Source organism: Oceaniferula flava, from assembly GCF_016811075.1.
GTDB lineage: Bacteria > Verrucomicrobiota > Verrucomicrobiia > Verrucomicrobiales > Akkermansiaceae > Oceaniferula > Oceaniferula flava.
On the sequence record NZ_JAFBGL010000009.1, the window covers coordinates 112456 to 136119 of the forward strand.

Genomic DNA, 23664 nt, shown 5'->3' on the forward strand with positions numbered 1-23664 from the left:
AAACACAATATCAACGAGTTATGTCGTTGGTTTTCATGGCTTGGATAAGCTGTGGCTACGAGAAAAGTATTGCCAAACTTTCAGCTGCGGAGTAAAAAACGCCACGGAAGTTACTTTATTTAGGTTAATTATAAGCTTAATCAAACCATTGATTGCGGCCCAAGCCTAAACTCTGTCGGCTCTCTGTTGGTTTACCCTAACGTGGCAATTCATCCAGACAACGATTGCTCTTACTTAAGACGAAAAACTATAGCCCCCATTCACAATATTACCCACCGTTATGCTTAAACACACTATTCTACTCGGACTCGGCGGACTTTCCCTTTTTGCACTCAGCAGCTGTTCCTCCAGCCTCTCCAGTGCTCCTTCCACTCTGAGCAAAAGCCGAGCTGAAGCCATTGCCCGTGGTTCCGACAGTTCTCTGCCACAGGCGCCATCCTCTTCGGTAGTTCATCGTGCAGCTTCACTTCCTAAGGATAAACACGGCATGCCAAGTTACCGTCCGATGACTGATCGCACGCGCTACGTCCGCACCACAGCCTACTCGCACATGGAAATGGAGCCCGGTGCTCCCGGTCGCATGAATGCCGCTGGTGGTATTTTGAAATACGGCACCGTTCGCAGTGCCGCCGCTGATTGGTCGGTTTACCCGCTGGGCACCACCTTCCGCATCAAAGGTCAGCCCTACACCTATGTGGTGGACGACTACGGTTCAGCATTGGTGGGAACCAACACCATCGACATTTTCAAACCTTCACTCAGTTCCATGCGCTACTGGGGAACTCGCAAGGCGGAGATCACTGTGATCCAGTGGGGCTCCTTCGAGCGCAGCCTGCGTCTGCTGAAAGGCCGCACCAAGTATCCGCACTGCCGCCAGATGTATCTTGGCTGCCTGCGCCATCACGGCTCGAACATGGCAAGCACCCGCGGGGCTGGGAATGCCAACTCTCTCTAATTCGAGTGATTCCTTTTTCGGCGATTACTTTTTGATTACCTTTTTCAATCGGCGCGTTAATGTTTCGGAGTGACGAAACAAGAACGCGCCGATTATATTGTACAGCGACTCGAAGAGCTGTATCCCGAGACCCCGATCCCTCTCGATCATACCGATCCCTACACCTTGCTGGTGGCGGTGCTTCTCTCCGCCCAATGCACGGATTTACGAGTCAATCAGGTGACGCCTGCGCTGTTTGAGCTGGCGAACACACCGGAAGCGATGATGCAGGTTCCGGTGGAGGATATCCAAGCCATCATCCGCCCCTGCGGGCTCTCTCCGAGAAAATCCCAAGCGATCTCCGACCTGTCGAAAATCCTGGTGGAACAGCACGGTGGTGAAGTGCCTCAGGACTTTGACGCTCTGGAAGCCTTGCCGGGCGTAGGGCATAAAACGGCCTCTGTGGTAATGGCTCAGGCCTTTGGTGTGCCCGCCTTTCCGGTAGACACTCACATCCACCGCCTGGCCAAGCGCTGGCGACTCTGCCCGGGGAAGAATGTGGTGGAGACCGAGCGCTATTGTAAGCGTCTCTTTGCCAAAGAGAAATGGAACAAGCTGCACCTGCAGATCATCTTTTACGGTCGGGAGCACTGCAGCGCGCGAGGCTGCGATGGCAAAACCTGCGAAATCTGCACGACGGTGAACAGCAAGTAAGTTCTTGGGAAACATCGAAAAGCTTTAGAAAATGGGAGACCTCAGCATGACCGATCGATTGAACTCGCGGAGAAGCTTCATGCGGCAATTCTCGTTCGGCTCCACCGCCTTGTTGTTGGGGCTGAATCGAGCGGGGGCCGAAAGTGGCTCTGCTGTGGCGCCAGCACCGGAGTTTTTGCAAGCTGGAAGCAAGGGCTATGCGGAAGCCTGCCAGCTTTTCAATAGTCGACTCAAACTCCGTCCGTCAATGGTTGCTCGCTGTAGGACGGAACAGGATGTGGCCGCTGCGGTGTCGCGTGCTGCGGCGAAGCGTCTGCAGATCACGGTGAAAAGCGGGGGGCATAGTTTTGAGGGCTTCAGCTCGAACAACGGCGGCATGATGCTCGATCTCTCAGAGATGAAGGCGCTGTCCTACGATGCGGAGCGTGACCTGCTGACCGCTCAGCCGGGCTGTCGACTCGGCGAGGTGGGCGATTTCCTCTTTCCCAAAGGCCGCCTTTTGCCCTCCGGCTCCTGCGCCGGTGTGGGCATCGCGGGACTGACCCTCGGCGGTGGTTACGGATTGTTTTCCCGCAAGTTTGGCCTGACCTGTGATCATCTGACCGGCCTGCGCATGGTGGACGGGGCTGGGAAGGTTCACGACAGCGATCAGCACCCGGAGCTGCTGAAGACCTGTCGGGGCGGCGGCAATGGCAACTTCGGCATCGTCACCGAGCTGCGCTTCCGCACCGTCGTGGCGCCGAAGACGTTCCGCAGTCAGCGCATCCGCTATCGGCGATTATCTCCCGCACGAGCTGCGGAGCTTTGTTCCGCCTGGTTCATCGCCACCCAGAAGCTCCCCGGTGATGTTTTTTCCGCCTTTGTGCTGAATGGCAGTAGCTTGACGATCCTGGTCACCTTTTTCGAGTCGGGCAGTCAGGCGATGGTGAAAAAAGCCTTCGCCACCTTGTCGAAGCAGGCTTGGAAAGCTGAACCAGTGCACATTGCGCCGACGCAGCAGGCCATCCGGAGGTATTACGGTCGGCCCGGTCCGCTGCCGTTCAAGAACGCATCGGCCGGCTATTACAAAAGCTACCAAGACATCGCATCCGTCATGCCCAAGCTGGCCGCCCAGGTGGCGAAGGTTTCCGGCACCGTCTGGCAGGTGAACACGCTGGGCGGCAGGATCAATCGTCGCGACTACGCGGCGGAATCCGTCTATCCGCACCGCAGCTACCCGTGGCTGGGTGAGATTCAAGGATATTGGCAGCAAGCGAGTCGGGCTGCGGCTTGCATCAAAAACGTGCAAGCGGTGCAGAGCATTCTCGCCGATGCCGGTATCGACAAGCACTACCGAAATTACCCGGACATCGACTTTGCCAACTGGGAGAGTGCCTATTACAGCGAGGAAAGCTTGCGGATGATCCGCGAAATGAAGCGGCGCTACGATCCGGAAAACGTCATCCGCCACCCGCAGAGTCCGCGTCTTGCGGAGGCAAGCGAGTAGCGCATTTCTCTTGCTTCCCGCGTGCGGAGTATCGAGGGTCGGCGCCATGGAAATGCGCGAAGCGGCAGAGCGGTTATTGTTTTCTTCATCACTGGAAGAAAAGCTGGCGCTGGGGCCGGAATCCGCCACCGACGATTCACCGGGGCCGCAGATCTTGCTGCCGGACGCTCCTGGTCGACCTGATGAGCTGCGCATCCAGGCCAAGGGCGTGCGCGCCGAGTTCCCCGGGGTCAACAAGCTCGATGACGACCGCGAACGCGGGAAGATGCTGCATTTTCTCGCCAACCACGAACTCCTCGCCGCCGAGTTGATGGCGCTGGTGCTGCTGCGTTTCCCCACTGCTCCCAAAGCCTACCGCGCCGGTGTTTACGAAGCGATGCGTGAGGAGCAGATGCACACGCTGATGTATTTGCGCCGGATGAAAGACTGCGGCATCCACTTCGGCGAGCTGCCGTTGAATGATTATTTCTGGCGTCTGATCGCGCCGATGGAGACGCCCATGGACTTCGTCACTCGCCTGAATCTCACCTTCGAACAGGCGAACCTCGATTTTTCCAAACACTACGCCGGCCTGTTCCGTCAGGTGGGCGATACCGGCACTGCCGCGGTGCTGGAAAAGATTTACCTCGATGAAATTGGCCACGTCGGCCACGGGGTGAAGTGGTTCCGCAAATGGAAGGCCGAGGGGGAGACCGACTGGCAGGCCTTCGGCAAATCGCTGACCTTTCCGCTAGCTCCGGCCAAGGCCAAGGGGATTGCTCCTTTCAATGCGGAGGGGAGGCGCTTGGCGGGCTTCGACGATGATTTTATCGCTCATTTGGAAGTCTGCGAGCAGTCGCGCGGACGCACGCCGGTGCTGCACTGGTTCAATGCCAATGCCGAATCTCAGGTGGCGGCGGCGGTGAGCGGCAAGCGCTTCGATGGAAACAAAATGGAGCGTGCTCTGGAGGCGGATTTGGAAATGCTGACCTTTGCCTGGTGTCGGCGTGACGACATCGTGCTGCTCCGTCAGCAACCGGGGAAAGAGCATCTGGCGCGCCTGCAGGAAGCGGGGATCAGGCTGCCGGAGGTGGTGACGATCGATGCCATGGAGCACGAGGATTTTGCCGGTCGCAAGCTGGGGGGCGTTCGGCCCTGGGCGTGGTCGCCTGACGCATCGGCGCAATTGGCCACGGTCGCCGATCGAATTTCCAACAATGTCCCATGGCAATGGCGCAAGCCGCTGCCGCCGATCTGTTTTAGCAAGGAGCTGGGGAACCGACTGGAGCTGCAGCTGGAGCAAGAGGGCGCTGTGCAGGTCGGTGGTGTGTTCTGTTTATCGGTCGATGCCGTCGTTGAGGCGCTGGTCGCCGCGCAGCAGAATGGCAATGTGCTGCTCAAAGCCGCCCACGCCTGCGCAGGGCGGGGGCATCGCAAGGTGCTGCAGAACGATCCGTTGGAAGAGCACCAAGCATGGATCGAGAAAATGCTGCGGCATCACGGTGGTCTGGTGGTGGAGCCATGGCTCGATCGGGTGCTCGATTTTTCCAGTCTCTACGAAATCAATGCCGAGGGCAAGGTGCAGCACGTTGGCATGACGCGGATGGAAAACGATCGTCAAGGTCGCTTCCTCGGCACCGTGGTGCATCACAAATGGGGCAGCGATCTCGAGCCGGACCTGCGTGAATTTCTCTTCCGGGAGTCCAAGGTAATGCCCTTTTACCGACAGGAAATCCCCGCGGCATTGACGCAATTATTCAGTGAGATCGCACCCGATTATTCTGGTCCGGTGGGGGTGGATGCGATGGTTTTCCGGCACCCGGATGGTCGGCTCGGGCTGCGTCATGTGGTGGAGTTGAATGTGCGCATGACCATGGGCAGGGTGGCCTTGGAATTGTTCCGCAAGCTGCACCTCAAGAAAGAGCAATCCTGTCCCGGGCGCTTCCGGATTTTGCGCAAAAACAAGCTGCCGGCCGATGCTTTCCTCACAGGTCATTCACAGCTTATTCACAATCGCAGGGTGGTGCTCAACGACCCAAATACTGCCCAAGCCTTCATTGCGGTTTGGGAGTATTTGGATTAAATCAAACGCGTGCAAATAGACGCGTTAAACTCATCGTTAGCTAATTGAGTTATTTTAAAAACCTACGTTTCAAGTGGTCGAGGTGGAACCGTGGGTTGGTTCCTTCTCCGGTGGCGGCCTTCATGAGATCCTGAGGGAAGAGAACGCTGCCCTGCTGGTGGATATTTTCGCGCATCCATTGCAGCAGCGCTTGGTAGTTCGCCTGCTCGCAGCCCGAGGCCACTTGCTGATCCTGCATTGCGCTGTGATACAGCTGGGCAGCATTGAAATTCCCCAGGGTGTAGGTGGAGAAATACCCCAGTCCACCCATCGACCAGTGAATGTCCTGAAGGCAGCCATGGGTGTCGTCCGGAGGAGTCATGGCGAACAGCTTTTCGAAACTCTCATTCCACGCCGCCGGCACGTCTGCCACCTCGATTTCCCGGTTGAGCATTTTGCGTTCGAGACCGAAGCGCAGCAGGATGTGGAGATCGTAGGTCGCCTCGTCAGCCTCCACCCGGATGAAGGTTTTCTCCGCCCGATTGATAGCAGTCAGAAAGGTGTCGAGATCGAGCTTCGCCAGGTTGGGGAAGATTTCCTGTGCCCGTGGCAGCCACTTGGTCCAGAACGCCCGCGAGCGCCCGACGTGATTTTCCCACAGTCGTGATTGTGATTCGTGGATGCCGAGTGAGACCGCATTGCCTGCCGGCAGACCGTGTTGGTCTTTGGGCAGCCCCTGGTTGTATAGTCCGTGGCCCGCCTCGTGCAGCACTCCGAACAGAGAGGAGGTGAAATTGTCCTCCAGGTAGCGGGTGGTCAGTCGGGTGTCGCCAGGTCCAAGACCGGTGCAAAATGGGTGCGTGGTGGTATCGATCCGTCCACCGTCGAAATCAAAGCCGACGTCCTCGGCAATCTCGCGGTTGAGGGTTTGCTGGTCGGCAATGGGGTAGTGGCCGCTGAGAATATCGCTTGGCTGGGACAGTGATCGTTCACAGGCCTCTTGGGCGGTGGCGGCGAGTTCATCATCCACGGCATCGAAAATGGCGGCCACCTGCGAGGTCTTGGCTCCGCGCTCGAAACCTTCCAGTAAGGCATCGTAAGGTTCCTCCTCGTAGCCCCAGAGCTCTGCTTTCTGCCGGGCAATATCCAAGAGCGTGGATAGGTGAGGGGCGAAGAGGGAGAAGTCTGATTTCTGGCGAGCCTCTGCCCAGGCGGCCTTGCCGAGCGAGGTGGCTTCACTGCTTTTTTCCACCAGCTCACGCGGCAGTTTGGTCGAGCGGTCATAGCTGTGCCGGATCTCGCGCACGTTGGCCTGTTGCGTCGCATCGCCCTCTTCCTGCTCAGCCCCTTCGAGCGCCTCGCGGAAGTCGTCCGAGGTGCCGAGCTCGTGGATTTTTCCAGAGAGCCACGACAGTTGCTTGGCCCGATACGCCACGCCATTTTTCGGCATATAAGTTTCTTGGTCCCAGCCCAGCACGCCGGCGGTGTTTCCTAGAAGTGAAATTTCACGGCTTTTGGCACAGAGGGAATCGTATTGAGATGAATCGGATGACATACCCTAATTTCCACATTTGAAGCGTATGGAGCCAGCGAAAAAACGCCGCGAAAGAGGTCAAAGTTATTCAGTGGAATATGATTTGCACCTTGAAAATCGGTCACCGTTAGGGTAAGTGAGCTTCACTTGTTGAATTGCGCCTATGATCAATATTCTGAATCTCAATGTCTTGGTCCTCAATAAGGTGTGGCAGCCGATCCAAACGTGCTCGGTGCGGCGAGCCATGAAACTTCTCTGCCGGGGTCATGCGCATGTGGTCGAGGCGGAGGGCGAAATGAAATACCAGACTCACGATCTGGGGTCTTGGCTGGAGCGATCGAGTGAGGCCTCTGAACCTGTGTCCGAGAAAGTCATCCGCACTGTTAGCTACGCGATCAAGATCCCCAAGGTGATTGTCCTCGCGGTCTATGATCAACTGCCTAGCAGAGAGCTGAATTTCACTCGCCACAATGTGTTTCTACGCGACCACCACACCTGTCAATACTGCCACCAAGTGTTCCCCGAGCGCGAGCTGAACCTCGATCATGTGGTGCCACGCGACAAGGGAGGGGGGACCAGCTGGGAGAACATTGTGACCTCCTGTTTCAGCTGCAATAACCGTAAAGCAAATAAACTTCCGCAGGAGGCCCAGATGTTTCCCAAAGTCCCACCGCGAGCACCCGCGTGGCGGCCCCTGTTCGGTTATCGGCGTCGAGGGGCCATTGACGACAGCTGGCAGAGTTTCCTGTAAACGCAAACTGCTTAAGCTTTCGTGAATATATGCATTGCTTGAAGGGGGAGCTTCAAGCAATGGATCTATCATGTTTCAGCCTAGGCGAGTATCGGCATGGTTTGGCAATTTTTGATTTTCCAGATATAGCTAACGAGTTATGTCATGTCGTCTGCGTCTCGTCATTCATCAGCTCACGGCGCTTGGGCTAGTGGTGATGCTGGCAGGGCTTTCTGCGTGTCGGCAGAGTGAGGTTGATGACTCCGGAGCATCGGGTAGGGCCTTGTTGGATGCGGTGAAATTGGGTGACGATTCCCAAGTGGCCAATCTATTGGAAGAGGGGGTTTATACCGAGGTGCGCGATTCCCGGGGCTACACGCCGCTGCTGTATGCGGTGAAAATTGGCAACGTTGATTTGGTGCGTGTGCTGTTGAAAAACGATGCCAAGGTTGATGTCCGCTCAAGTAATGGCAAAGGCCCGTTGGAACTGGCTCTGGATGCTGGTAGTCACGACATGTTGCAGTGCTTGTTAGAGGGGGGCATTTCACCTAATGGGATGGCCCGCGATAACAACCCACTATTGCTCAAGGCGGTGCAACTCCATGATGATTCCGCGGTCAGGTTGTTCTTGGAAAAGGACGCGGATGTCAACGCCGCAGGCAAGGATGGCTCCACGCCCTTACACGTCGCGTCACGTCAGGGCTTGCCCAAGAGCATTGAGATTCTGCTGGATGCTGGAGCGAACCCCGACTTGAAGGACGACCTTGGGGCGACTGCTCTGTGGTATGCCATCAGCCACGGCTCGGATGCCAAATGGTCGCCGCAGAAGCGACAACAAGCTGAGCTCTGTCTGGCCAAGCTTCTCAAAGCCGGAGCCGACCCCTCCGCCACCGGACCAGAGCAGATGCCCTTGCTCTGTGAGGCTGTGCGGCACGATTCCTCTTCGGATGCTCTGCAGTTGATCATTCACGGTGCCGATGTCGATCAGGCGAATGCTCGAAATGGTCTCACACCGCTGGCCTTGGCGGCGCAATCTTCGTCGGTGGACCTGGTGGCCTTGCTGCTTTCCAGAGGGGCGGACGCATCCAGTTTATTCTATCAATCGGTGAAATCCAAGGACGTCCCCATGCTTAGATTGCTGCTCGCTTTGGGCATGCCCTTGGACGCCTGGGAAGGACCGGAAAAGGACTCCTTGGTGGCCCACAGTGTGCGTGAAGGGGATGTGGAAATGGCTGAGCTTGTTCTCCGCTACGGCGCTGACCCCAATGCCAAAGGTCAGGAGGGACAGCCGCCGCTGCACATGGCGATTGCTCTGAGAGACACCGACCTGGTTCACAGTCTACTGAATCATGGAGCCGACCCCAATGTGCAATTCGCCCGGCCTGCTTCGAAGGAGTTCTTGGACCTGACCAAGAAGGAATCGATGCAGTGGTTTCTGAAAAACGAACGCCGCCTGACACCCTTGATGATGGCGGCGAACAATGGCGATTTGGCCATGATCAAGGCACTGCTGCATCATCGCGCCAAGAAATATATCTGGTCGGGGCGGCACCGGTTTTACCCGCTGAACTTCGCTTCCCGCCGTAGTGACGTGAAGGCGATGCAGGTGATGTTAGGGCAGGATCCGGAGAAGGAGAAATACCACGCCGTGCTGGATCTTTCGGAGCAGCGCGTTCGGCTCTACAATGCCAAACGCGAGGTGGTCTTTAGTAGTAGGGTCTCCACTGGGAAAAAAGGCTTTCGCACGCCCACCGGCACCTTTGTGATCACTGACAAACATCGTCAGCACAACTCGACCATCTACGGCTCGAGTATGCCGTATTTTCAACGTTTCAGTTGCTCGGCCATCGGTTTTCATGCGGGTAGTTGCCCTGGCTACCCAGCCTCACACGGCTGCATCCGAATGCCTTACAGTTCTGCGAAAAAACTCTTTTCAATCACCCCGCCGGGCACCCGGGTCACGATCCAAAGGTAGGAAGGCTTCAGAGGAGGAGGTGACGACTCCCTAAGAGGAGCCAGCAGCAGAATCGACGCTTCTGCGTGTGCGATGAAACAAAAAGGCCAAGCTTAGATCGGCGGAGCCATATCGTTGCGGTCGTCCTGCACTTCTTTCCAGGCCACGGCCATCTGCATCAGACAGATACCGGCCATGCCTGCGATCAGGCGAGTTTTGGCGAGGTCAAAGCTTTGGAAGGCTTCATACTGATAGATGCGCACTGCGGCGGAGATGACTCCGAGCAGGGCGATGATCACGCCGCCGTAGAGGCCGTGCCGATAGTGCTGTCGGCCAAATGCCAGGCAAATCAGCAGGGCGCCGCCAAAGAAGACCGGCATTAGCATTTCCGCCGGGTTTCCCTCGGCCCCCATTTTTTCCCAGCCCAGAAAGCCGGCGAGGCCCAAGGCGATCAAACAAATGGAGTTCAGAACCGTTAAAAGCATGGAGCTAATTATCCCCAGAGCCTCAAGGATGCAAGAAATGATTAAGAGGTTGAGCGATCAGTCGCGATCCCTATCATGCCGCCATGAGCAGCGATTCCCATCATCCACATTCCAGCCGTCGCCGTGGTGCCCGCCGCAGTCAGCGCAAGTGGCTCAAGCTGCTGGCGGTGGTGCTAGCGCTTGCCATCGTGTTACCCGTGGTGGCGATGGTCGCGGTGAAAACCTACATCAACGAGGAGTTTGTGGTGAACGAAATCGAGGCGGCGATCAACAGCGAGGTGGAGATCGGAGAGCTCGATCTCGCCTTGCTCAGTTTTCCCACCCGGCTGAAGCTGTCCGATGTGGCGCTGCGATCCAAATCCGAGCGCGATTCTTCAGGGAGTGTGAAAATGGCCTCCCTCGAGCTGGAAGTGAACTTCTGGAAGCTGGTGAAACGCCATATCGAAGTTTCCAAGATCACCATCGATCGAGCGGAGATTACGTCCACATTTTTTGAAGACGGCAGCACCTCGCTGGAGGAAATGTTCCGTTCGCCAGAGGACGAGCCATCTGCTCACGACTCAGAGGACGGCGGCGTCTCCGCGTCTGAGGGAGGGTTCAACGCCTTCGAGCAGCAGGACTTCGTGACCTCGCTTGGTGGTCTGGAGATCAAGGATTCACGCGTGGATATCACCCTGGAGAAAACCGGCCTGCGGATTCGCTGCGAGGATGTGCATATGGAGCTCAGCTCAATCACCGTCGACCCCAACAATTTGCACCAAACCAACACCGCCCAGCTCAAGATCAGCAGCATGGTGCGACTGCATTCCACCAAAGGCTGGCACTACGGAGATCTCGATCTCTCAGGCGAAGCTAAGGCCCGCATTTTCAACCCGGAGACCGGCGACACCGAACCGAACGTCGAAGGTCGCTTTGACCTTGCGGACTCGTCTTGGCTGAACACTCGCGTGCCGGTGATCACCAAGGCGTGGAAAACCTTGTCCGTGTTAGAAAAGGTGGGTGTCAAGGTGGCGCCGCTGCCCGAGCGGGCTACCTTTGGTCGCAGCAATGCCGTGGCCGCGCATTACCATCTGGGGAAGGTCACTGTGCGCGAGCCTTTGTCGATCTGGGTGGGCGATTGGGAGCTCGCGGCTCTCGATGGCTCTTGGTTGCAAACCGAGACCGATCAGCACGAAATCAATGCGGAGTTGGTGGCCTCAGTGAAATCCAGCGAACGCTTCCTTGGGCTGATTGGTGCCGTGGTGAGACTGGTGCCGCAACGCTTGGCCGATGCCTTGATCGAAGATGTCAAAGATCGACTGTATCGCGACGATCGTCTGCTGGTGAAAATCCAATCCACCGGTGAGTTCTCCGATCCGAAAATCCGCCCAGTCGACGGGGTGCCGGACCTTTACGAAAATGCCAAGAAGGCAGGCGAGGACATGCTCAAGGAAAAGGCGGCCGGTCTGCTTCGTGGTCTGTTAGGTGGCGATGACGATTGATCACCGGCTCCGTTTCCACTCGCTAACAAAATCTACCAGCTCGGGCATATAGGCATGGAAATGCCGTTCGAACTTGCCGTAGTGACGCGTAAAATCTTCGATGCCCGCGGCAATGCCGCCGACACGTGGTGACCTGCGCGAGACTCGCTCGAGGGTGAGTTCGATGCCGTCTACGGTGGCGTAGGTCATCAGCCAGTTTTCCTGTTTCATCAGCGGCCAGGCGTCGTGGAGTCGGCCCGCCCGCCATTCCGGATGTCGCTCAAAGGCCGCGTAAACTTGCTGGCAGAAGGACTCGAGGGGCGTGTCACAGTAATCGGTCCAACACTGGCAGAGGAAGTGATCGAAAAAGATATCCACCACCACTCCGGCAAAGCGCCGCCGCTCTGGCGCCAACAGTCCCCGGCATTCCTTGAAAACTGGGTGTGAGTCGGTGAAGCGATCCACCGCGCGGTGCATCGCTATCCCCGTCATCACCTCCGGTGGAAACACCTTGGCGAGTTCATCCAAGGAGCCCTTGGTGAAGTCGCCTAACAGGTTCCCAATGCGCGAGGCATCCGTATCGTCGGCAAGCAGAAGATGGGCGAGGTAGTTCAATGCGGGGGCAGTCGGATCAGGTGGCGGAACTCAGCGTCTTGGTCTCGGCGCCGAGGCTTTGCTCCCACTTGTTGATCCTGTTAGAAAGGAATTTGATCCAGCTTGGATGCGCATTCATGCAGGGCACCAGAGTCAGCGATTCCCCACCGGTGGAGGTGAATTCCTCCACGCCGCGCATGCCAATTTCCTCGAGGGTCTCAAGGCAGTCGGAAACGAAGGCGGGGCACATGACCTTGATTTTTTTCACCCCTTCTTTGCCAAATCGTTTCAGCTCAAAGTCGGTGTATGGTCCTAGCCATGGATCGCGCAACAGGCGGGACTGGAAGGAGATGGCAGTCTTTGATTGATCGATGCCGATCTTGTCAATGAATGCCTTGGTGGTGGCGAGGCATTGATGTTTGTAGCAAGTGGCGTGGCAGGGGTGGGGGGTGACGCAGCAGTCATCGCGCACCAGGCAGTGGGCGTGGGAGGGATCGGATTTCTGCACATGCCGCTCCGGGATGCCGTGGTAGCTGAACAGTAGCAGGTCATCGTCGTCTTCGAGGTGTGGCTTGGCACTGTCGACCAAGGCCTCAATGTAGTCGTCGTCCTGATAGAATGGCTGCAGCAGGTTGGTCTTCATGCTCGGCTTGAGCTTGTTGATCTCATCCATGGCCGCCACCACGGCGGTCTCGTAGCTCGACATCGCATAGTGCGGATAGAGCGGCATGATGAACAGGTCGGTGACGCCGTCGTCGACAATCTGTTTGACGATGTCGGCGGTGGAAGGGTTGCCGTAACGCATCGCCAGGTAAACCGGCATATCACACTGCTCGGAGACCAGTTTTTGCTGCTCAAAGCTGGTAACGATCAGGGGCGATCCTTCATCGGTCCATACCTCGGAGTAGGCTTCGGCAGACTCGGCTGGACGCTTCGGCAGGATGAAAAGCTTGAGGATGAGCGATCGTTTCCAAGCGGGAATGTCGAGGACGCGGTCGTCGCTCAGGAATTCTTCAAGATAACGTCTAACGTCTGGAATGGAGGTGCTGTCGGGGGAACCTAGGTTGAGTAGTAAAGCGGCTGGCTTGGACATGGTGAATAATCTGATGATCTGGTGCGCGCAGCATACCGAGGAATCAGTGCTTGTCCACACTTGGGCAGGATATGATATGAAATTGACAATTGATGGGCGATAAGCGATGCGAGGTCATGCGCGCGCGATTGACCAAGGACTTCTGTTTTGAAGCCGCCCACCACCTGCCCAGTTTGCCGGAAGGCCACAAGTGCATCCAGATGCACGGCCATAGCTTCAAGGTGGAGGTCAGCATTGAAGGGGAGGTCGATCCGAAAATTGGCTGGATCTACGATCACAAGTGCATTTCTGACGCGATGAAACCCTTGCTCGATCAGCTCGATCACGCGGTGTTAAACGACGTCGAAGGGCTGGAAAGCCCCACCATCGAGGTGATGTGTGCCTGGTTCTGGCGCAAGCTTGAGCCCGATCTTCCGGGGCTCGCCGAGATCACGATCTTCGAGACCCCCACGGCCCGCTGCTCCTTCCGGGGAGAATTTTAAGCACCCCACAATTTCTGGGTTTACTGCCGGGCCACTTGTGGCTCAATGGGAGCTATGAACAACGTGTTGTGTCGCCCTCTCCTCAGCGCCGTCATGCTGTCGCTGCTCCTTCCTTCGTGCGGCTTGTTCAAGCGGAAGAAAAAAATCGAGGTGGCAGCCAAGCCGGAAGTGCGCCTGGCCGGCCGGATTCAATCGGTCAATATGGATTCCAAATTCGTCCTCATCCGTCGCTACGGCGGCTGGCATGTCGATGAAGGAGAAATCGTGGAAAGTCGGGGCGGCAATCGCACCGCTAACTTGAGGCCGACCGGCGAAAAACTTGGGGAGCACATTGCCGCCGATATTCGCAGTGGCGATGCTGCGGTGGGTGATGCGGTCTATATCCGGCGGATTGCGGAGAAGAAAGAGCCGAGCCTTTTGACGGCGGATTCGACACCGAGTGCTCCAGCCTTGATCGTTCCTGCTCCTGCTGCGTCACCAAGCGCCCCGAAGGTGATGGAGCCCATCCCCGTGCCCCCAGCGCTACCTCAAAAAAACACCGACAAAGATAAAAATTTACAGGTCGAGGAAGATCAGTTGTAAAATTTTTTACTAGCTTATATGGACCTTTAACGGACTTGTTAAGCAATCTTTATAAAAAAATAGCGAGTAAACGCCTTTATTTTATATCTTTATTTTAAAAAAGGTCTTGCGGCAGCTTGATAGTTTGTGTATCCCTGACTTCGCAACTGTGTTCACATTGGTCGAAAATAAACAACTAATGTACACTAATAAAATGAAAACTAGTCCCTCCACCACTAGCCCGATTGATACGGACCGCCTTGCAGACTTCGTGTTGTTCACACAACGCTCCTGCATTCTCAACCTGTCCAGCGAACTGAGCCGCGGAAACATCTCGTTTCCACAGTTCTTCCTGCTGGCCTACCTTTCTAGCGAAGAATATCTGACCATGTCAGACATCGCCAAGAAAATGGGGCACTCTACTGCAGCCGCCACCGGCCTGGTAGATCGCCTTGAAAAGTTGAGCTATGTTGAGCGTGTGCACGCCGCTGAAGATCGCCGCAAGATCATGGTTCGCATCACCCAAAAGGGAACCGAGCTAGTGGCACGTATGCGCCGCGAGATCGCAACAAACCTCTCTGACGTCATGTCCGAGATGGATGAAGAAGAAGCTGATACCGTGGATCACGCAAATCGCGCCCTTTCCGGCCGATCACTGTAAAGAACTAGGTCGAGCCTCTTCGGAGGCTTGGCAATGCAAGGCGCTTGCGTTATGCCTCAGGGCAATGACGCAAGCGCCTTTATATTTGCAACCGATCCATGCTCAGCCTGGGTTCTACGCCGACTTTATCGGTAGGATTCCCGGCGTGTCGGTTGATACGGATCGCGAAGCCACCGTGAATCGACTGCAACCCGCTCACGAAGCCCGTGTGCGCGAGTTGGGTTTCGATTGGTCACAGCTGCACCGTGCCGAGCAAATCCACAGCGCCGAGATCGCGGTCATTGGCCAAGGGGATGCTGCCCCCACCTGGCCCCAGGTCGACGGGCTCATCACTGACCAATCGGATGTTTTGCTGGGGATCTACGTCGCCGACTGCGGAGCGGTCTACATCTCGGATCCGGTGAAGCGGGTCGTCGCGCTTTTGCACTCGGGGAAAAAGGGGAGTGAAGAAAATATCACCGGTAAGGCGATCCTGATTATGAAAGAACGCTTCGGATGCCGACCCGCCGATCTGCAAGTGGCCTTGGCTCCCTGCATTCGTCCACCGGCTTACGAGGTGGACTTTGCTGCCGAAATTCAGAATCAGGCACTGGCCGCTGGTGTTCCGGTCGAGCAATTCACCGACTGCCATATCTGCACCACTTCGGATCTGGAGCAATATTACAGCTATCGCGTGGAAAAGGGCAGCACGGGCCGCATGCTGGCGCTGTTGGGAATGAACCAGGAAAATGGTGAAGCCTGAATGTTTGCCCGGCAGCATTGTTAAAACCACCCTCAGAAAGCATGAAAGAAGCCAACTACGCCAAGGATAAAAACGCTCTCATTCACATCGCTCTCTCCGCTCTGATCATGGCGGGGATGATCTATGTGGGGATCAAAAACGGTCATCTGTCGGTCGGGCGGGGGATTTTTTACCTGGCGGTGCCGGCGAGCTGCATTTGGTTTCCCGATGCGATAGCTACGCTGAAGGAGGATGTCATCAGTCCGCGCACGATTCGCATCGGTGGCTGGTGTCTCATGGCCATCATGCTGCTGTTTCCGGTGTTTTTGAAGTCGCTCACCAGCTGATTCGTGACATTTGGGCTTCTGGCTGGTCTTTTCTGGAGCAGGCATAGATGATGGAGAGGATGATCGATCCCTACCAAACTCCGTCGGCCGAAGATCCGGCTTCTGCTGCTGTCGAAGTGGCGAAAAACGAGGAACGGGTGCTTGTCGGGCCACCTTGTCCGTCCTGTGGTAGCACGAATACCACAAGTGATTCGGTGCTGAGATCGCGACCCAACTTGCTCGCGGTGATGCTATTCGGCTGGATCTTTATGTTGGCACGAGGAGCCTTCGCGATGCGGAACTCGCTGTGTATGGACTGCGGAGAGACCCATCGTTACAAATCGCTGGGCTCCTGGATTGCACTGCTGATTTTTCTCGGAATCATCGGCCTGGTGGTGGCCGGGGTGCTGATTGATCCCGGAGCTTAAGAAAGCCGGGACAGGGAAGTGGGAAATGCGGCGACCGCCGACAAGATTCCGCGCTATCATTGATGGGGCGGTTCTTGGCGATGGCTCATGACGTTGCCGCTTTGGCTGACGATCCAACGGATCGTTGAACTGCTGTCTCATTCCTCGGGGCGCACCCAGGTGATCATCACCGTGCCGCCGTCACGTGAACGGCTGATTGTGGGATTGCGCATTGAGTCTCTGAATTCTTCCAGCTCCTGGCTTTCCTGTGCGTTGCGGGGTGCCCGGTTGATCACGATCTTGTGCAGCTCCAAGCCGGCGAGGTCGTTCCAAAAGCGCGCTGGGATTTTGATCTCCTTGTTGTCGATGGTGACGGTGAAGCTGCGGATCAAGGTGGGTCTCCGCCAGAGCACTCCGGAGGGGACTTGGCGATCGCCGACCCAGGCTTCGGGGGCTTGGTTACGGCCTTTGTTGACTTGGCGAATCTGCGATCGATCAAGGTGTTCCAGGGTGACACTTAATTGACTGGTTTTATCGGGCGACTGCACCGTCAGTTGCTTGGTCGCTTCGCTTTCGAAGGCTCCCACATCAGCCTGCGCGAGTGTTTGGCTCAGCATGGCTGCGATGGCCACGGAGGCCAAGGGAGTGAAACGAAATGGGGAGTTCATCGCGACAGAAGTATGGAGATTACGTGGAAGATACCACGTCTCCAGACGATCGTCACGGTCTCTTTTTTCGTGGATCCAGCTAAGCGAGTAGGCTTGGGATCTGATCGAGGGAATCGACACAGTGTGCGGCCTCCTGCACCACCTTGTCGCGGGCGGCGTAGCGGGTGAAGCCGATGAAGAGATCGACCTCACTTTGAGTTTCCAGATCGGAGATGCCGTCGCCCACCATGACGCTGCGTTCGGGATTCATTTCCTTTTTAAAACCGGCGATCAACTCTGGTTTGCCGCCATTTCTGGTTGGTGGGGCATCGGCGTCGAATCCGGCGTAGCTGCCGTCGGCATTGAATTTCAGTGGCACTGCCTCGATCCGCTCGATCCCGAGTTCGGCAGCCAGTGGCTCAATCACCTGGGTGAACCCGCCGGAGACGATGACAATTTCCCAGCCTTCGGCCCGCAGTTGTTTGATCGTCGCCTTGGCGGTGGGTTCGATATGCTCGATGTAGAGCTGACCCACTTTGTCCACGAAGTCGCGGCTGGGCTGGATGATGTCGAGTCGGCGGGCGAAAATTTCATCGATCGGCACCTCACCGTCCATGGCGGCATTGGTGAGAGCTTCGATTTCAGCGAAGGTGTCGTCACCACGCAGGCGCGCCAGCTCGTCAATGCCTTCGATGGCAGAGAGGGTGGAGTCGCAGTCGAATACGATGAGTTTCATAAAGGGGGCAGGGGGTGGCTAAAGATTTACTTACCGTAGACTGCGGCAGGGTCGAAGGTGCGGTCGGCGTCGTTGAAGCTCAGCGCGGTGGGGTCGGTGCCTTTTTCCACGTCCACCACTCGGTAGAAGCAGCTGTTGCGGCCGGTGTGACAGGCTCCGGCACCATGTTGCTCGACGTAAACAATCAGGGCGTCCTGGTCGCAGTCGGTGCGGATTTCCTTCACCTTCTGCACGTGGCCGGAAGTGGCGCCCTTGTGCCAGATTTCCTGACGGCTGCGGGAGTAGTAAACGGCCTCGCCGAGCTCGAGGGTTTTCTTCAGAGATTCTTCATTCATGTAAGCGAGCATCAGCGGCTCTTTGCTCTCGGCATCCATGGCCACGGCGGGAATCAGGCCGTTGGCATCGAATTTTGGAGCGAATACGGGGTTTTCTTCGAGCGCTTTTTTATCGTCGCGGGCACCAAAGGTGATAGCTGCGTTTTCCATAAGCGGGGTGTAGCATCTCAGCGGAGGGTGTCGAGTCCTTGTCTTTGTCATTTCAGATTACCCACGGGAAATTCAGGGAAATGGGTCGACAAAGTAGCATTTTAGGGCGAGTCTACCGCACGCCCTTACATTAAAAAGGGCGATTACTACCGAGCGTATTTTCATATGAAGAAACATTCCCTTCTCAAAGTTCTTTCCAGCGGCCTTTTGATTACCATGACCTGCGTTTCATGTGCTGTGGCAAAGACCGATTTCAACGAGGTTGGCAAGCAGATGCTGATCATGCTGCGTAATAGCCACTACGAACGTTTCGATTTCGATGCCAAGCTTGGTGAGCGCTTTTTTGATTCCTACATCAACGAACTTGATCCGAATAAGCAGTTCTTCCTCGCCGGAGACGTCACCAATTTCCGTAACAAGTATGGCAAAAACATGCACCAACTGTTGCTCGAGGGAAAATCGATGGAGGCGGCCCAAGAAATCCACTCCGTCTATCGCGCACGAGCCAAGGATCGCATCAAGTATGCCCAAGATCTGCTCAAGAATGAAGATCAGTTCACCTTCGATACGCATCGCACCGTGATGATTTCACGCAAGGATGCGCAGTGGCCCCAAACCGAAGAGGAAGCCAAGCAGGTCTGGCGCGACCAAGTCGAGCAAGGATTGCTTAGCGAGGTCCTGCGCCGCGAGACCATCACCGAGATGGCCAAGAAACAAGGGAAGGAAGATCCGCAGAAGGATAAGAATTCTCCCGGAAAGAAAATTTCCCTCCGCTTCGAGCGCATTCTCCACGGAATCGAATCGTCCAACGAGGAGGAAATCGCCGACAGCTTCCTCAGCGCCGTGGCGAAAAGTTATGATCCTCACACCGACTATTTCAGCATGTCTGAGATGGAACGTTTCATGGCCGGAATGCAGAACTCCTTGGTCGGCATCGGTGCGATGCTTCAGGCTGAAGACGACGGAGCCACCAAGATCACCGGTATCGTGGTGGGTGGTCCGGCGGACAAAGGAGGTGAGCTGAAGTTGAACGACCGGATTGTCGGCGTCGACACTCTGAACGTTGGCACTGACGAAGCAATGGTCGATATCATGTTTGAAAAGCTCGACCGTGTGGTCGATCTAATCCGCGGAAAAGAAGGCACCGAGGTCCGACTCAAGGTCGAACCTGCCGCTGGTGCCGCCGGTGATGTCAAATTCATCGTGATCAAACGAGGCAAGGTGGAACTCAAGGATGAGCTCGCCAAGGCGGAGGTGATCGAAATGACCCGTGAGGACGGAAGTGTCCACCGGATGGGATGGCTTTCACTGCCAGCATTCTATGCCGATTTTAAAAATTGGGAAACCCGCTGCTCCGTGGACGTTCGCAAACTGGTCGAGCGCATGAAGTCGGAAAATATCGAGGGCCTGATCTTTGACCTGCGTGGTAACGGTGGCGGATCTCTCGAGGAAGTTCGCCGCATCACCGGCTTCTTCACCGGTCGTGGACCCGTGGTTCAGGTGAAAAATACGCTGGGCCGGATCGAGGTGAAAAACTCCTCCAACCCGAAACCTATTTACGACGGACCGATGGTGGTCCTGATCGATAAGACCAGTGCCTCTGCCAGTGAGATTCTGGCTGGCGCCCTTCAAGATTACAACCGCGCCGTGATCGTGGGGGATTCCTCCACCTTCGGAAAAGGCACGGTGCAGCAGCCGATGGAAATCCGCAAGATGATGCCCTTCATGGTGGATGCCCGCCGCGCCGGGGTGCTGAAGCCAACGATCCAGAAGTTTTACCGTGTTGCCGGCAGCACTACCCAGCTGAAGGGCGTGGAGTCCGACATCGTGTTGCCTTCCCTGATGGACGCGTTTGAGATCGGTGAGAAATACCTCGATCACGCTATGGCGCACGACAACATCCGCCGCGCTGCCGGTTTCAACCCTCTGAACCGTGGTAATCTGTTCCTGCCTATTCTCAACGAGAAAAGCCACGGACGCGTGGAGGACTCCCGTGACTTCTCCTACATCGCAGAGGATGCCAAGCGCATGATCGAACGCCGCGAGCGCAACCGGATTTCCCTCAACAAGGAGGAGCGTAAGAAGGAACTTGCCGAGAGCGATGCCCGCAGCACCAAGCGCAACGAAGAGCGCCGCGAGCGCTTTGCCAAAGTCGCTGCCAAGGATGCCAAAACGCTGCGCTTTTTCCGCCTTAACCTCGAAGATGTGCAGCTGGAGAAGCTGGCAGAAATCGATCGGGCCAAGGACAAGGAAAGTTACATGCGCGAGGCCGAGGATGGCATTGCCGATCTCGACGACACCCCAGAGTGGCCGAGCTCGCTCGATCCAGTGAAGCGCGAGGGGATCAAGATCCTTTCCGACCTGGTGGAAGTCACCGAGCGTGCACGCATGGCGGGTGCTCTGCAGAACAACAACGGATAGAACAACCGATCAGATGGCTGATAGCATCGCCGACAATTTGTTGGAAGTTCGGCAGCGGGTGGAACAAGCCGCTGCGAAGGCAGGCCGCAAGAGCGACGACTGCGAACTGCTCGTGGTCTCGAAAACTTGGCCGGCCGACAAAGTCGCCGAAGTGGCAAACGCCGGTCAGCTGAGTTTTGGCGAGAACAAGGTGCAGGAAGCCGAGGGTAAAGTCCCGGCCCTGCCTGATAATCTGTGCTGGCATTTGATCGGGCATTTGCAGCGCAACAAAGTTCGCAAGGCGCTGCCTCTTTTCGATGTCATCCACAGTATCGACTCCCTGAAATTGGCTCGTTACACCTCTAACATTGCGACCGAGCTCAAGCTGAAACCCCAAGTTTACCTGCAGGTCAACATTGCTGGCGAAGAAAGCAAGAATGGCTACAGCGTGGAAGATCTACGACGTGATTACGACGATTTGTTAGGCCTGCAAGGACTGCAGATTCAGGGCCTGATGTGCATCCCACCAGCCGCGAAAACTCCCGAAGACGCCCGTCCTTGGTTCGCTGCACTGCGCGAGCTACGCGATGAACTGGAACAACGGGGCGGTCACACGCTGCCCGGTCTGAGCATGGGCATGAGTGGCGATTATCCAGTGGCCATCGAAGAAGGATCCACCATCGTGCGGGTCGGTTCCGCCATTTTCGGTCACAGGAACTACCACTAGGGCAGCTGCTTGTTTGCTGTCTCTTAACAGAATTGAATTGATGTCTGCCATTACCCTCACCAATCACGCGCTCATTGGAAATGAACTGGCCCTGTCATGGGGCGACGGTCAGGAGAACTTTATTTCCCTGAAAAAATTACGCGAACACTGCCCATGTGCGGTCTGCCAAGGGGAGCCGGATGCGCTGGGCCGTGTGGTCAAACCCACGGTGCACCACACCGAGCGAAGTTTTAAACTGATTCGCCTGCAACAGGTTGGTGGCTACGCTCTGCAGCTGTTCTGGGCGGATGGTCATAACAGCGGGATCTACACCTTTGATCTGCTGCGTCAGATGTAATGAGAGGCTGGGAAAAAAAAGCTAATTTTCCCTAAGAAAAAAGAGGGCCCGCGCATTCTATTGCCGATGAAGTATCCGATTTACTTACTAATGTTAGGAGGGCTCCCGGCCCTCGCCGCCGATGAACTCCCGGAAACGGTCATTTCCGCCAGTAAAACCGAGGAGCTGCTCAAGGATACTCCCTATTCCGTTTCGGTTTTGGGTCAGGATGATTTGGTGAACCACGCCGTGCGGACACTGCCGGAAGCGCTTCGAAATGTGCCGGGTGTGTTCATTCAGAAAACCGCCTATGGTCATGGCTCGCCCTACATCCGCGGCTTCACCGGTCGGCAGAACCTGTTATTGGTCGATGGTATCCGCATCAACAACTCCAGCTTCCGCAGCGGTCCGGTGCAATACTGGAATACGGTCGATAGCAGTGCTATTGAGCGGCTTGAGCTAGTCAAAGGACCCGGCGCTGTATTGCACGGCTCGGATGCCATTGGTGGCACCCTGAACACGCTCACCAAGTCCTCAAACTTCCGAGACCATGCCGAGGGATGGTTTAATGAAAATTCACTTTCCTACCGCTATGATACCAATAGCAGCAGCCATGTCAGTCGACTCGAAAGTGCCTTCGGTGTAGGCGGTCAATGGGGTATCTTGTTAGGTGCCTCAGTGAAAGACTTCGGCGATATCAAAGACTCCGCCGTGGGTCGGATGGAGAACACCGGCTACGAAGAAATGGACTTTGATTTCCGTTTGGACTTTGCCCTGTCCGAGACCACGACGCTGACCATGGCGCATCATCGCATTGATCAAGATGACGTCTGGCGCTGGCATTCCACTACCTTCAACTCAGGCTGGGAACACGACGGGCATGAAGCTGCCGCAGGCACCTACAATGCGCGGATCTACGACCAAGAACGCACGCTTTCTTATCTCAAAATCGCAGGTGAAGAAAGCGGCAGTTGGCTGAACAAGTGGTCGGCCACACTGTCCTACCAAACGTCCCAAGACTCGCAGTATCAAGACCGCTCGGCCACAGACATCCGCACCGACAACATTGACCTCATCACCTGGGGGCTCGGTGTGAATCTGGAGTCCGATCTCGGCCCAGGATCGCTGGTCTATGGTTTTGATTATTATCACGATGAAGTCGATTCCAGCGGCACACGCACGGGACGCGATCCTCGCACCCAACGACCTATCGCCGACGACTCTACTTACGATTTGTTAGGCCTCTTCGCTCAGTATCGCTGGCAACCGCTGGCTTCCGACAAATTGGAGCTCACCTTGGGCGCGCGTTACACCTACGCCGATGCTCATTTGGGGAAGGTCTACGATTCCAGCCTGGGCGAAGACATCAGCACGGATGCGGACTGGGATAATCTGGTGTTCAGTGGTCGGGCACTTTATCGGGCCAACGATTGCTGGAACATCTTTGCGGGAATCTCCCAGGGCTTCCGCGCACCTAACCTGAACGACCTGAGTGGCAACACGACATCTCGTTCGGGGCTGACATCTCTCGGATCTCTGGATGTTGAACCTGAAGAATTTTTGACCTATGAAATTGGCACCCGTTTTGTGGGCGAGACCGTTAGCTTTGGTGCTTCGGTTTACTACACCGACATCGAAAGCATGGTCACCAGCGTTCCTGCCACCAGCGGGAGCAGCACAACCGTGACAACCAATGGTCAGGACGGTGAAGTCTACGGTGTGGAGGTGGATGCCAGCTGGAAGTTCGCACCACAATGGCAGGTGTTAGCTCAAACTTCTTGGCAAGATGGCCAGACTGAAACACTGACTTACATCGGTGGCCCGGCGACAGAAGACTACATTTCCCGCCTAGCACCACTGATGGGATCCGTGTCCTTACGATGGACGGCAGCGAGTGAGAAATACTGGATCGAAGGACGGGTGTCTGCTGCAGCCAAGGCTGACCACCTCTCCAATGGCGATGAGAGCGATACCCAACGGATTCCCACTGGTGGCACTCCATCTTATGTCGTGGGGTCGATCTACGCCGGTTGGCAAGCTCGCGAGAACCTCGAGCTTAACCTTGGCTTGGAAAATGTGACCGATGAAAACTACCGGATTCATGGGTCCGGGCAGAACGAGCCTGGCTTCAATGTCATCATGGGCGCCAAGCTGGTATTCTAAGTTTATT

At 56.2% G+C, this 23664-nt stretch carries 24 protein-coding genes; 17 read left to right on the plus strand and 7 right to left on the minus strand.

Going from position 1 to position 23664, the window contains the following annotated elements:
- Window positions 1-280: 280 nt before the first annotated feature.
- The 4 genes from JO972_RS13460 to JO972_RS13475 all read left to right on the plus strand — a co-directional run bounded on the left by JO972_RS13460 (window position 281) and on the right by JO972_RS13475 (window position 5196).
- A complete protein-coding gene (locus JO972_RS13460; RefSeq protein WP_309490586.1) occupies window positions 281-955 on the plus strand; it encodes a 3D domain-containing protein in 675 nt (224 codons plus the stop codon).
- Between the two features lie 69 nt (window positions 956-1024).
- On the plus strand, window positions 1025-1648 hold the full coding sequence (gene nth, locus JO972_RS13465) for an endonuclease III (protein ID WP_309490587.1): 624 nt from the start codon (window positions 1025-1027) through the stop codon (window positions 1646-1648).
- Window positions 1649-1694: 46 nt separating this feature from the next.
- The gene (locus JO972_RS13470) at window positions 1695-3134 is read left to right on the plus strand and encodes an FAD-binding oxidoreductase (protein WP_309490588.1); all 1440 of its coding nucleotides are present in this window, start codon (window positions 1695-1697) and stop codon (window positions 3132-3134) included.
- 46 nt (window positions 3135-3180) lie between these two features.
- Window positions 3181-5196 (plus strand): DUF455 family protein, encoded by a 2016-nt coding sequence (locus tag JO972_RS13475; RefSeq protein WP_309490589.1) that lies wholly within the window; start codon window positions 3181-3183, stop codon window positions 5194-5196.
- A 49-nt stretch (window positions 5197-5245) separates the two neighbouring features.
- On the opposite strand, the gene JO972_RS13480 is transcribed toward JO972_RS13475, so the two are convergent.
- Window positions 5246-6730 carry a carboxypeptidase M32 gene (locus JO972_RS13480; RefSeq protein WP_309490590.1) on the minus strand — a complete coding sequence of 495 codons (1485 nt, stop codon included), beginning with the start codon at window positions 6728-6730 and terminating at the stop codon, window positions 5246-5248.
- A 223-nt stretch (window positions 6731-6953) separates the two neighbouring features.
- Between JO972_RS13480 and JO972_RS13485 the strand changes: the two genes are divergently transcribed.
- On the plus strand, window positions 6954-7460 hold the full coding sequence (locus JO972_RS13485) for an HNH endonuclease (RefSeq protein ID WP_309490591.1): 507 nt from the start codon (window positions 6954-6956) through the stop codon (window positions 7458-7460).
- A 139-nt stretch (window positions 7461-7599) separates the two neighbouring features.
- Window positions 7600-9414, plus strand: a complete 1815-nt coding sequence (locus JO972_RS13490) for an ankyrin repeat domain-containing protein (protein WP_309490592.1) — start codon at window positions 7600-7602, stop codon at window positions 9412-9414.
- A 92-nt stretch (window positions 9415-9506) separates the two neighbouring features.
- On the opposite strand, the gene JO972_RS13495 is transcribed toward JO972_RS13490, so the two are convergent.
- Window positions 9507-9878 carry a hypothetical protein gene (locus JO972_RS13495; protein ID WP_309490593.1) on the minus strand — a complete coding sequence of 124 codons (372 nt, stop codon included), beginning with the start codon at window positions 9876-9878 and terminating at the stop codon, window positions 9507-9509.
- An 83-nt stretch (window positions 9879-9961) separates the two neighbouring features.
- Here JO972_RS13495 and JO972_RS13500 point away from each other — a divergent pair, with 83 nt between their 5' ends.
- Complete coding sequence (locus JO972_RS13500) at window positions 9962-11359, plus strand: AsmA family protein (protein WP_309490594.1); 1398 nt, start codon at window positions 9962-9964, stop codon at window positions 11357-11359.
- On the opposite strand, the gene JO972_RS13505 is transcribed toward JO972_RS13500, so the two are convergent.
- Both JO972_RS13505 and hemH read right to left on the minus strand, forming a co-directional pair.
- A complete protein-coding gene (locus tag JO972_RS13505) occupies window positions 11360-11953 on the minus strand; it encodes an acyl carrier protein phosphodiesterase (protein ID WP_309490595.1) in 594 nt (197 codons plus the stop codon). It lies immediately after the preceding gene.
- 16 nt (window positions 11954-11969) lie between these two features.
- Entirely contained in the window at window positions 11970-13025 is a 1056-nt protein-coding gene (gene hemH, locus JO972_RS13510) for a ferrochelatase (RefSeq protein ID WP_309490596.1), read from the minus strand.
- Window positions 13026-13141: 116 nt separating this feature from the next.
- Here hemH and queD point away from each other — a divergent pair, with 116 nt between their 5' ends.
- From queD to JO972_RS13540, 6 genes are all read left to right on the plus strand, one after another.
- Window positions 13142-13507 (plus strand): 6-carboxytetrahydropterin synthase QueD, encoded by a 366-nt coding sequence (queD, locus tag JO972_RS13515; RefSeq protein WP_309490597.1) that lies wholly within the window; start codon window positions 13142-13144, stop codon window positions 13505-13507.
- A 63-nt stretch (window positions 13508-13570) separates the two neighbouring features.
- The gene (locus JO972_RS13520) at window positions 13571-14089 is read left to right on the plus strand and encodes a hypothetical protein (protein WP_309490598.1); all 519 of its coding nucleotides are present in this window, start codon (window positions 13571-13573) and stop codon (window positions 14087-14089) included.
- 193 nt (window positions 14090-14282) lie between these two features.
- On the plus strand, window positions 14283-14729 hold the full coding sequence (locus JO972_RS13525) for a MarR family winged helix-turn-helix transcriptional regulator (RefSeq protein ID WP_309490599.1): 447 nt from the start codon (window positions 14283-14285) through the stop codon (window positions 14727-14729).
- Between the two features lie 145 nt (window positions 14730-14874).
- Window positions 14875-15471, plus strand: a complete 597-nt coding sequence (locus JO972_RS13530; RefSeq protein ID WP_309490600.1) for a purine nucleoside phosphorylase YfiH/LACC1 family protein — start codon at window positions 14875-14877, stop codon at window positions 15469-15471.
- A gap of 41 nt (window positions 15472-15512) precedes the next feature.
- A complete protein-coding gene (locus JO972_RS13535; RefSeq protein ID WP_309490601.1) occupies window positions 15513-15797 on the plus strand; it encodes a hypothetical protein in 285 nt (94 codons plus the stop codon).
- Window positions 15798-15844: 47 nt separating this feature from the next.
- Window positions 15845-16204 (plus strand): hypothetical protein, encoded by a 360-nt coding sequence (locus tag JO972_RS13540; RefSeq protein WP_309490602.1) that lies wholly within the window; start codon window positions 15845-15847, stop codon window positions 16202-16204.
- A 137-nt stretch (window positions 16205-16341) separates the two neighbouring features.
- On the opposite strand, the gene JO972_RS13545 is transcribed toward JO972_RS13540, so the two are convergent.
- From JO972_RS13545 to hisI, 3 genes are all read right to left on the minus strand, one after another.
- Window positions 16342-16851 (minus strand): hypothetical protein, encoded by a 510-nt coding sequence (locus tag JO972_RS13545; RefSeq protein WP_309490603.1) that lies wholly within the window; start codon window positions 16849-16851, stop codon window positions 16342-16344.
- 79 nt (window positions 16852-16930) lie between these two features.
- Window positions 16931-17566, minus strand: coding sequence for an HAD-IB family phosphatase (locus JO972_RS13550; RefSeq protein WP_309490604.1), 636 nt, complete (start codon window positions 17564-17566; stop codon window positions 16931-16933).
- A gap of 26 nt (window positions 17567-17592) precedes the next feature.
- Window positions 17593-18051, minus strand: a complete 459-nt coding sequence (gene hisI, locus JO972_RS13555; RefSeq protein WP_309490605.1) for a phosphoribosyl-AMP cyclohydrolase — start codon at window positions 18049-18051, stop codon at window positions 17593-17595.
- Between the two features lie 216 nt (window positions 18052-18267).
- Here hisI and JO972_RS13560 point away from each other — a divergent pair, with 216 nt between their 5' ends.
- The 4 genes from JO972_RS13560 (at window position 18268) to JO972_RS13575 (ending at window position 23657) form a co-directional block, all read left to right on the plus strand.
- Window positions 18268-20472: a carboxy terminal-processing peptidase gene (locus JO972_RS13560; protein WP_309490606.1), complete on the plus strand. Its 2205-nt coding sequence runs from the start codon at window positions 18268-18270 to the stop codon at window positions 20470-20472.
- Between the two features lie 13 nt (window positions 20473-20485).
- Window positions 20486-21178 carry a YggS family pyridoxal phosphate-dependent enzyme gene (locus JO972_RS13565; protein ID WP_309490607.1) on the plus strand — a complete coding sequence of 231 codons (693 nt, stop codon included), beginning with the start codon at window positions 20486-20488 and terminating at the stop codon, window positions 21176-21178.
- Between the two features lie 40 nt (window positions 21179-21218).
- The gene (locus tag JO972_RS13570; RefSeq protein WP_309490608.1) at window positions 21219-21515 is read left to right on the plus strand and encodes a DUF971 domain-containing protein; all 297 of its coding nucleotides are present in this window, start codon (window positions 21219-21221) and stop codon (window positions 21513-21515) included.
- Window positions 21516-21581: 66 nt separating this feature from the next.
- Window positions 21582-23657 carry a TonB-dependent receptor plug domain-containing protein gene (locus tag JO972_RS13575; RefSeq protein ID WP_309490609.1) on the plus strand — a complete coding sequence of 692 codons (2076 nt, stop codon included), beginning with the start codon at window positions 21582-21584 and terminating at the stop codon, window positions 23655-23657.
- The last annotated feature ends 7 nt before the right edge of the window (window positions 23658-23664 follow it).

Excerpts from the sequence above, each read along its gene's own strand:
- JO972_RS13500 (WP_309490594.1), top strand. The coding sequence starts at position 9,962 with ATGAGCAGCGATTCCCATCATCCACATTCCAGCCGTCGCCGTGGTGCC.
- JO972_RS13525 (WP_309490599.1), top strand. The coding sequence starts at position 14,283 with ATGAAAACTAGTCCCTCCACCACTAGCCCGATTGATACGGACCGCCTT.
- JO972_RS13570 (WP_309490608.1), top strand. The coding sequence starts at position 21,219 with ATGTCTGCCATTACCCTCACCAATCACGCGCTCATTGGAAATGAACTG.
- JO972_RS13485 (WP_309490591.1), top strand. The coding sequence starts at position 6,954 with ATGAAACTTCTCTGCCGGGGTCATGCGCATGTGGTCGAGGCGGAGGGC.
- JO972_RS13575 (WP_309490609.1), top strand. The coding sequence starts at position 21,582 with ATGAAGTATCCGATTTACTTACTAATGTTAGGAGGGCTCCCGGCCCTC.
- hisI (WP_309490605.1), bottom strand. The coding sequence starts at position 18,051 with ATGGAAAACGCAGCTATCACCTTTGGTGCCCGCGACGATAAAAAAGCG.
- JO972_RS13560 (WP_309490606.1), top strand. The coding sequence starts at position 18,268 with ATGACCTGCGTTTCATGTGCTGTGGCAAAGACCGATTTCAACGAGGTT.
- JO972_RS13550 (WP_309490604.1), bottom strand. The coding sequence starts at position 17,566 with ATGAAACTCATCGTATTCGACTGCGACTCCACCCTCTCTGCCATCGAA.
- JO972_RS13540 (WP_309490602.1), top strand. The coding sequence starts at position 15,845 with ATGATGGAGAGGATGATCGATCCCTACCAAACTCCGTCGGCCGAAGAT.
- JO972_RS13460 (WP_309490586.1), top strand. The coding sequence starts at position 281 with ATGCTTAAACACACTATTCTACTCGGACTCGGCGGACTTTCCCTTTTT.
- JO972_RS13545 (WP_309490603.1), bottom strand. The coding sequence starts at position 16,851 with ATGAACTCCCCATTTCGTTTCACTCCCTTGGCCTCCGTGGCCATCGCA.
- JO972_RS13470 (WP_309490588.1), top strand. The coding sequence starts at position 1,695 with ATGACCGATCGATTGAACTCGCGGAGAAGCTTCATGCGGCAATTCTCG.
- JO972_RS13535 (WP_309490601.1), top strand. The coding sequence starts at position 15,513 with ATGAAAGAAGCCAACTACGCCAAGGATAAAAACGCTCTCATTCACATC.
- JO972_RS13475 (WP_309490589.1), top strand. The coding sequence starts at position 3,181 with ATGGAAATGCGCGAAGCGGCAGAGCGGTTATTGTTTTCTTCATCACTG.
- JO972_RS13490 (WP_309490592.1), top strand. The coding sequence starts at position 7,600 with ATGTCATGTCGTCTGCGTCTCGTCATTCATCAGCTCACGGCGCTTGGG.
- JO972_RS13565 (WP_309490607.1), top strand. The coding sequence starts at position 20,486 with ATGGCTGATAGCATCGCCGACAATTTGTTGGAAGTTCGGCAGCGGGTG.
- queD (WP_309490597.1), top strand. The coding sequence starts at position 13,142 with ATGCGCGCGCGATTGACCAAGGACTTCTGTTTTGAAGCCGCCCACCAC.
- JO972_RS13480 (WP_309490590.1), bottom strand. The coding sequence starts at position 6,730 with ATGTCATCCGATTCATCTCAATACGATTCCCTCTGTGCCAAAAGCCGT.
- hemH (WP_309490596.1), bottom strand. The coding sequence starts at position 13,025 with ATGTCCAAGCCAGCCGCTTTACTACTCAACCTAGGTTCCCCCGACAGC.
- JO972_RS13495 (WP_309490593.1), bottom strand. The coding sequence starts at position 9,878 with ATGCTTTTAACGGTTCTGAACTCCATTTGTTTGATCGCCTTGGGCCTC.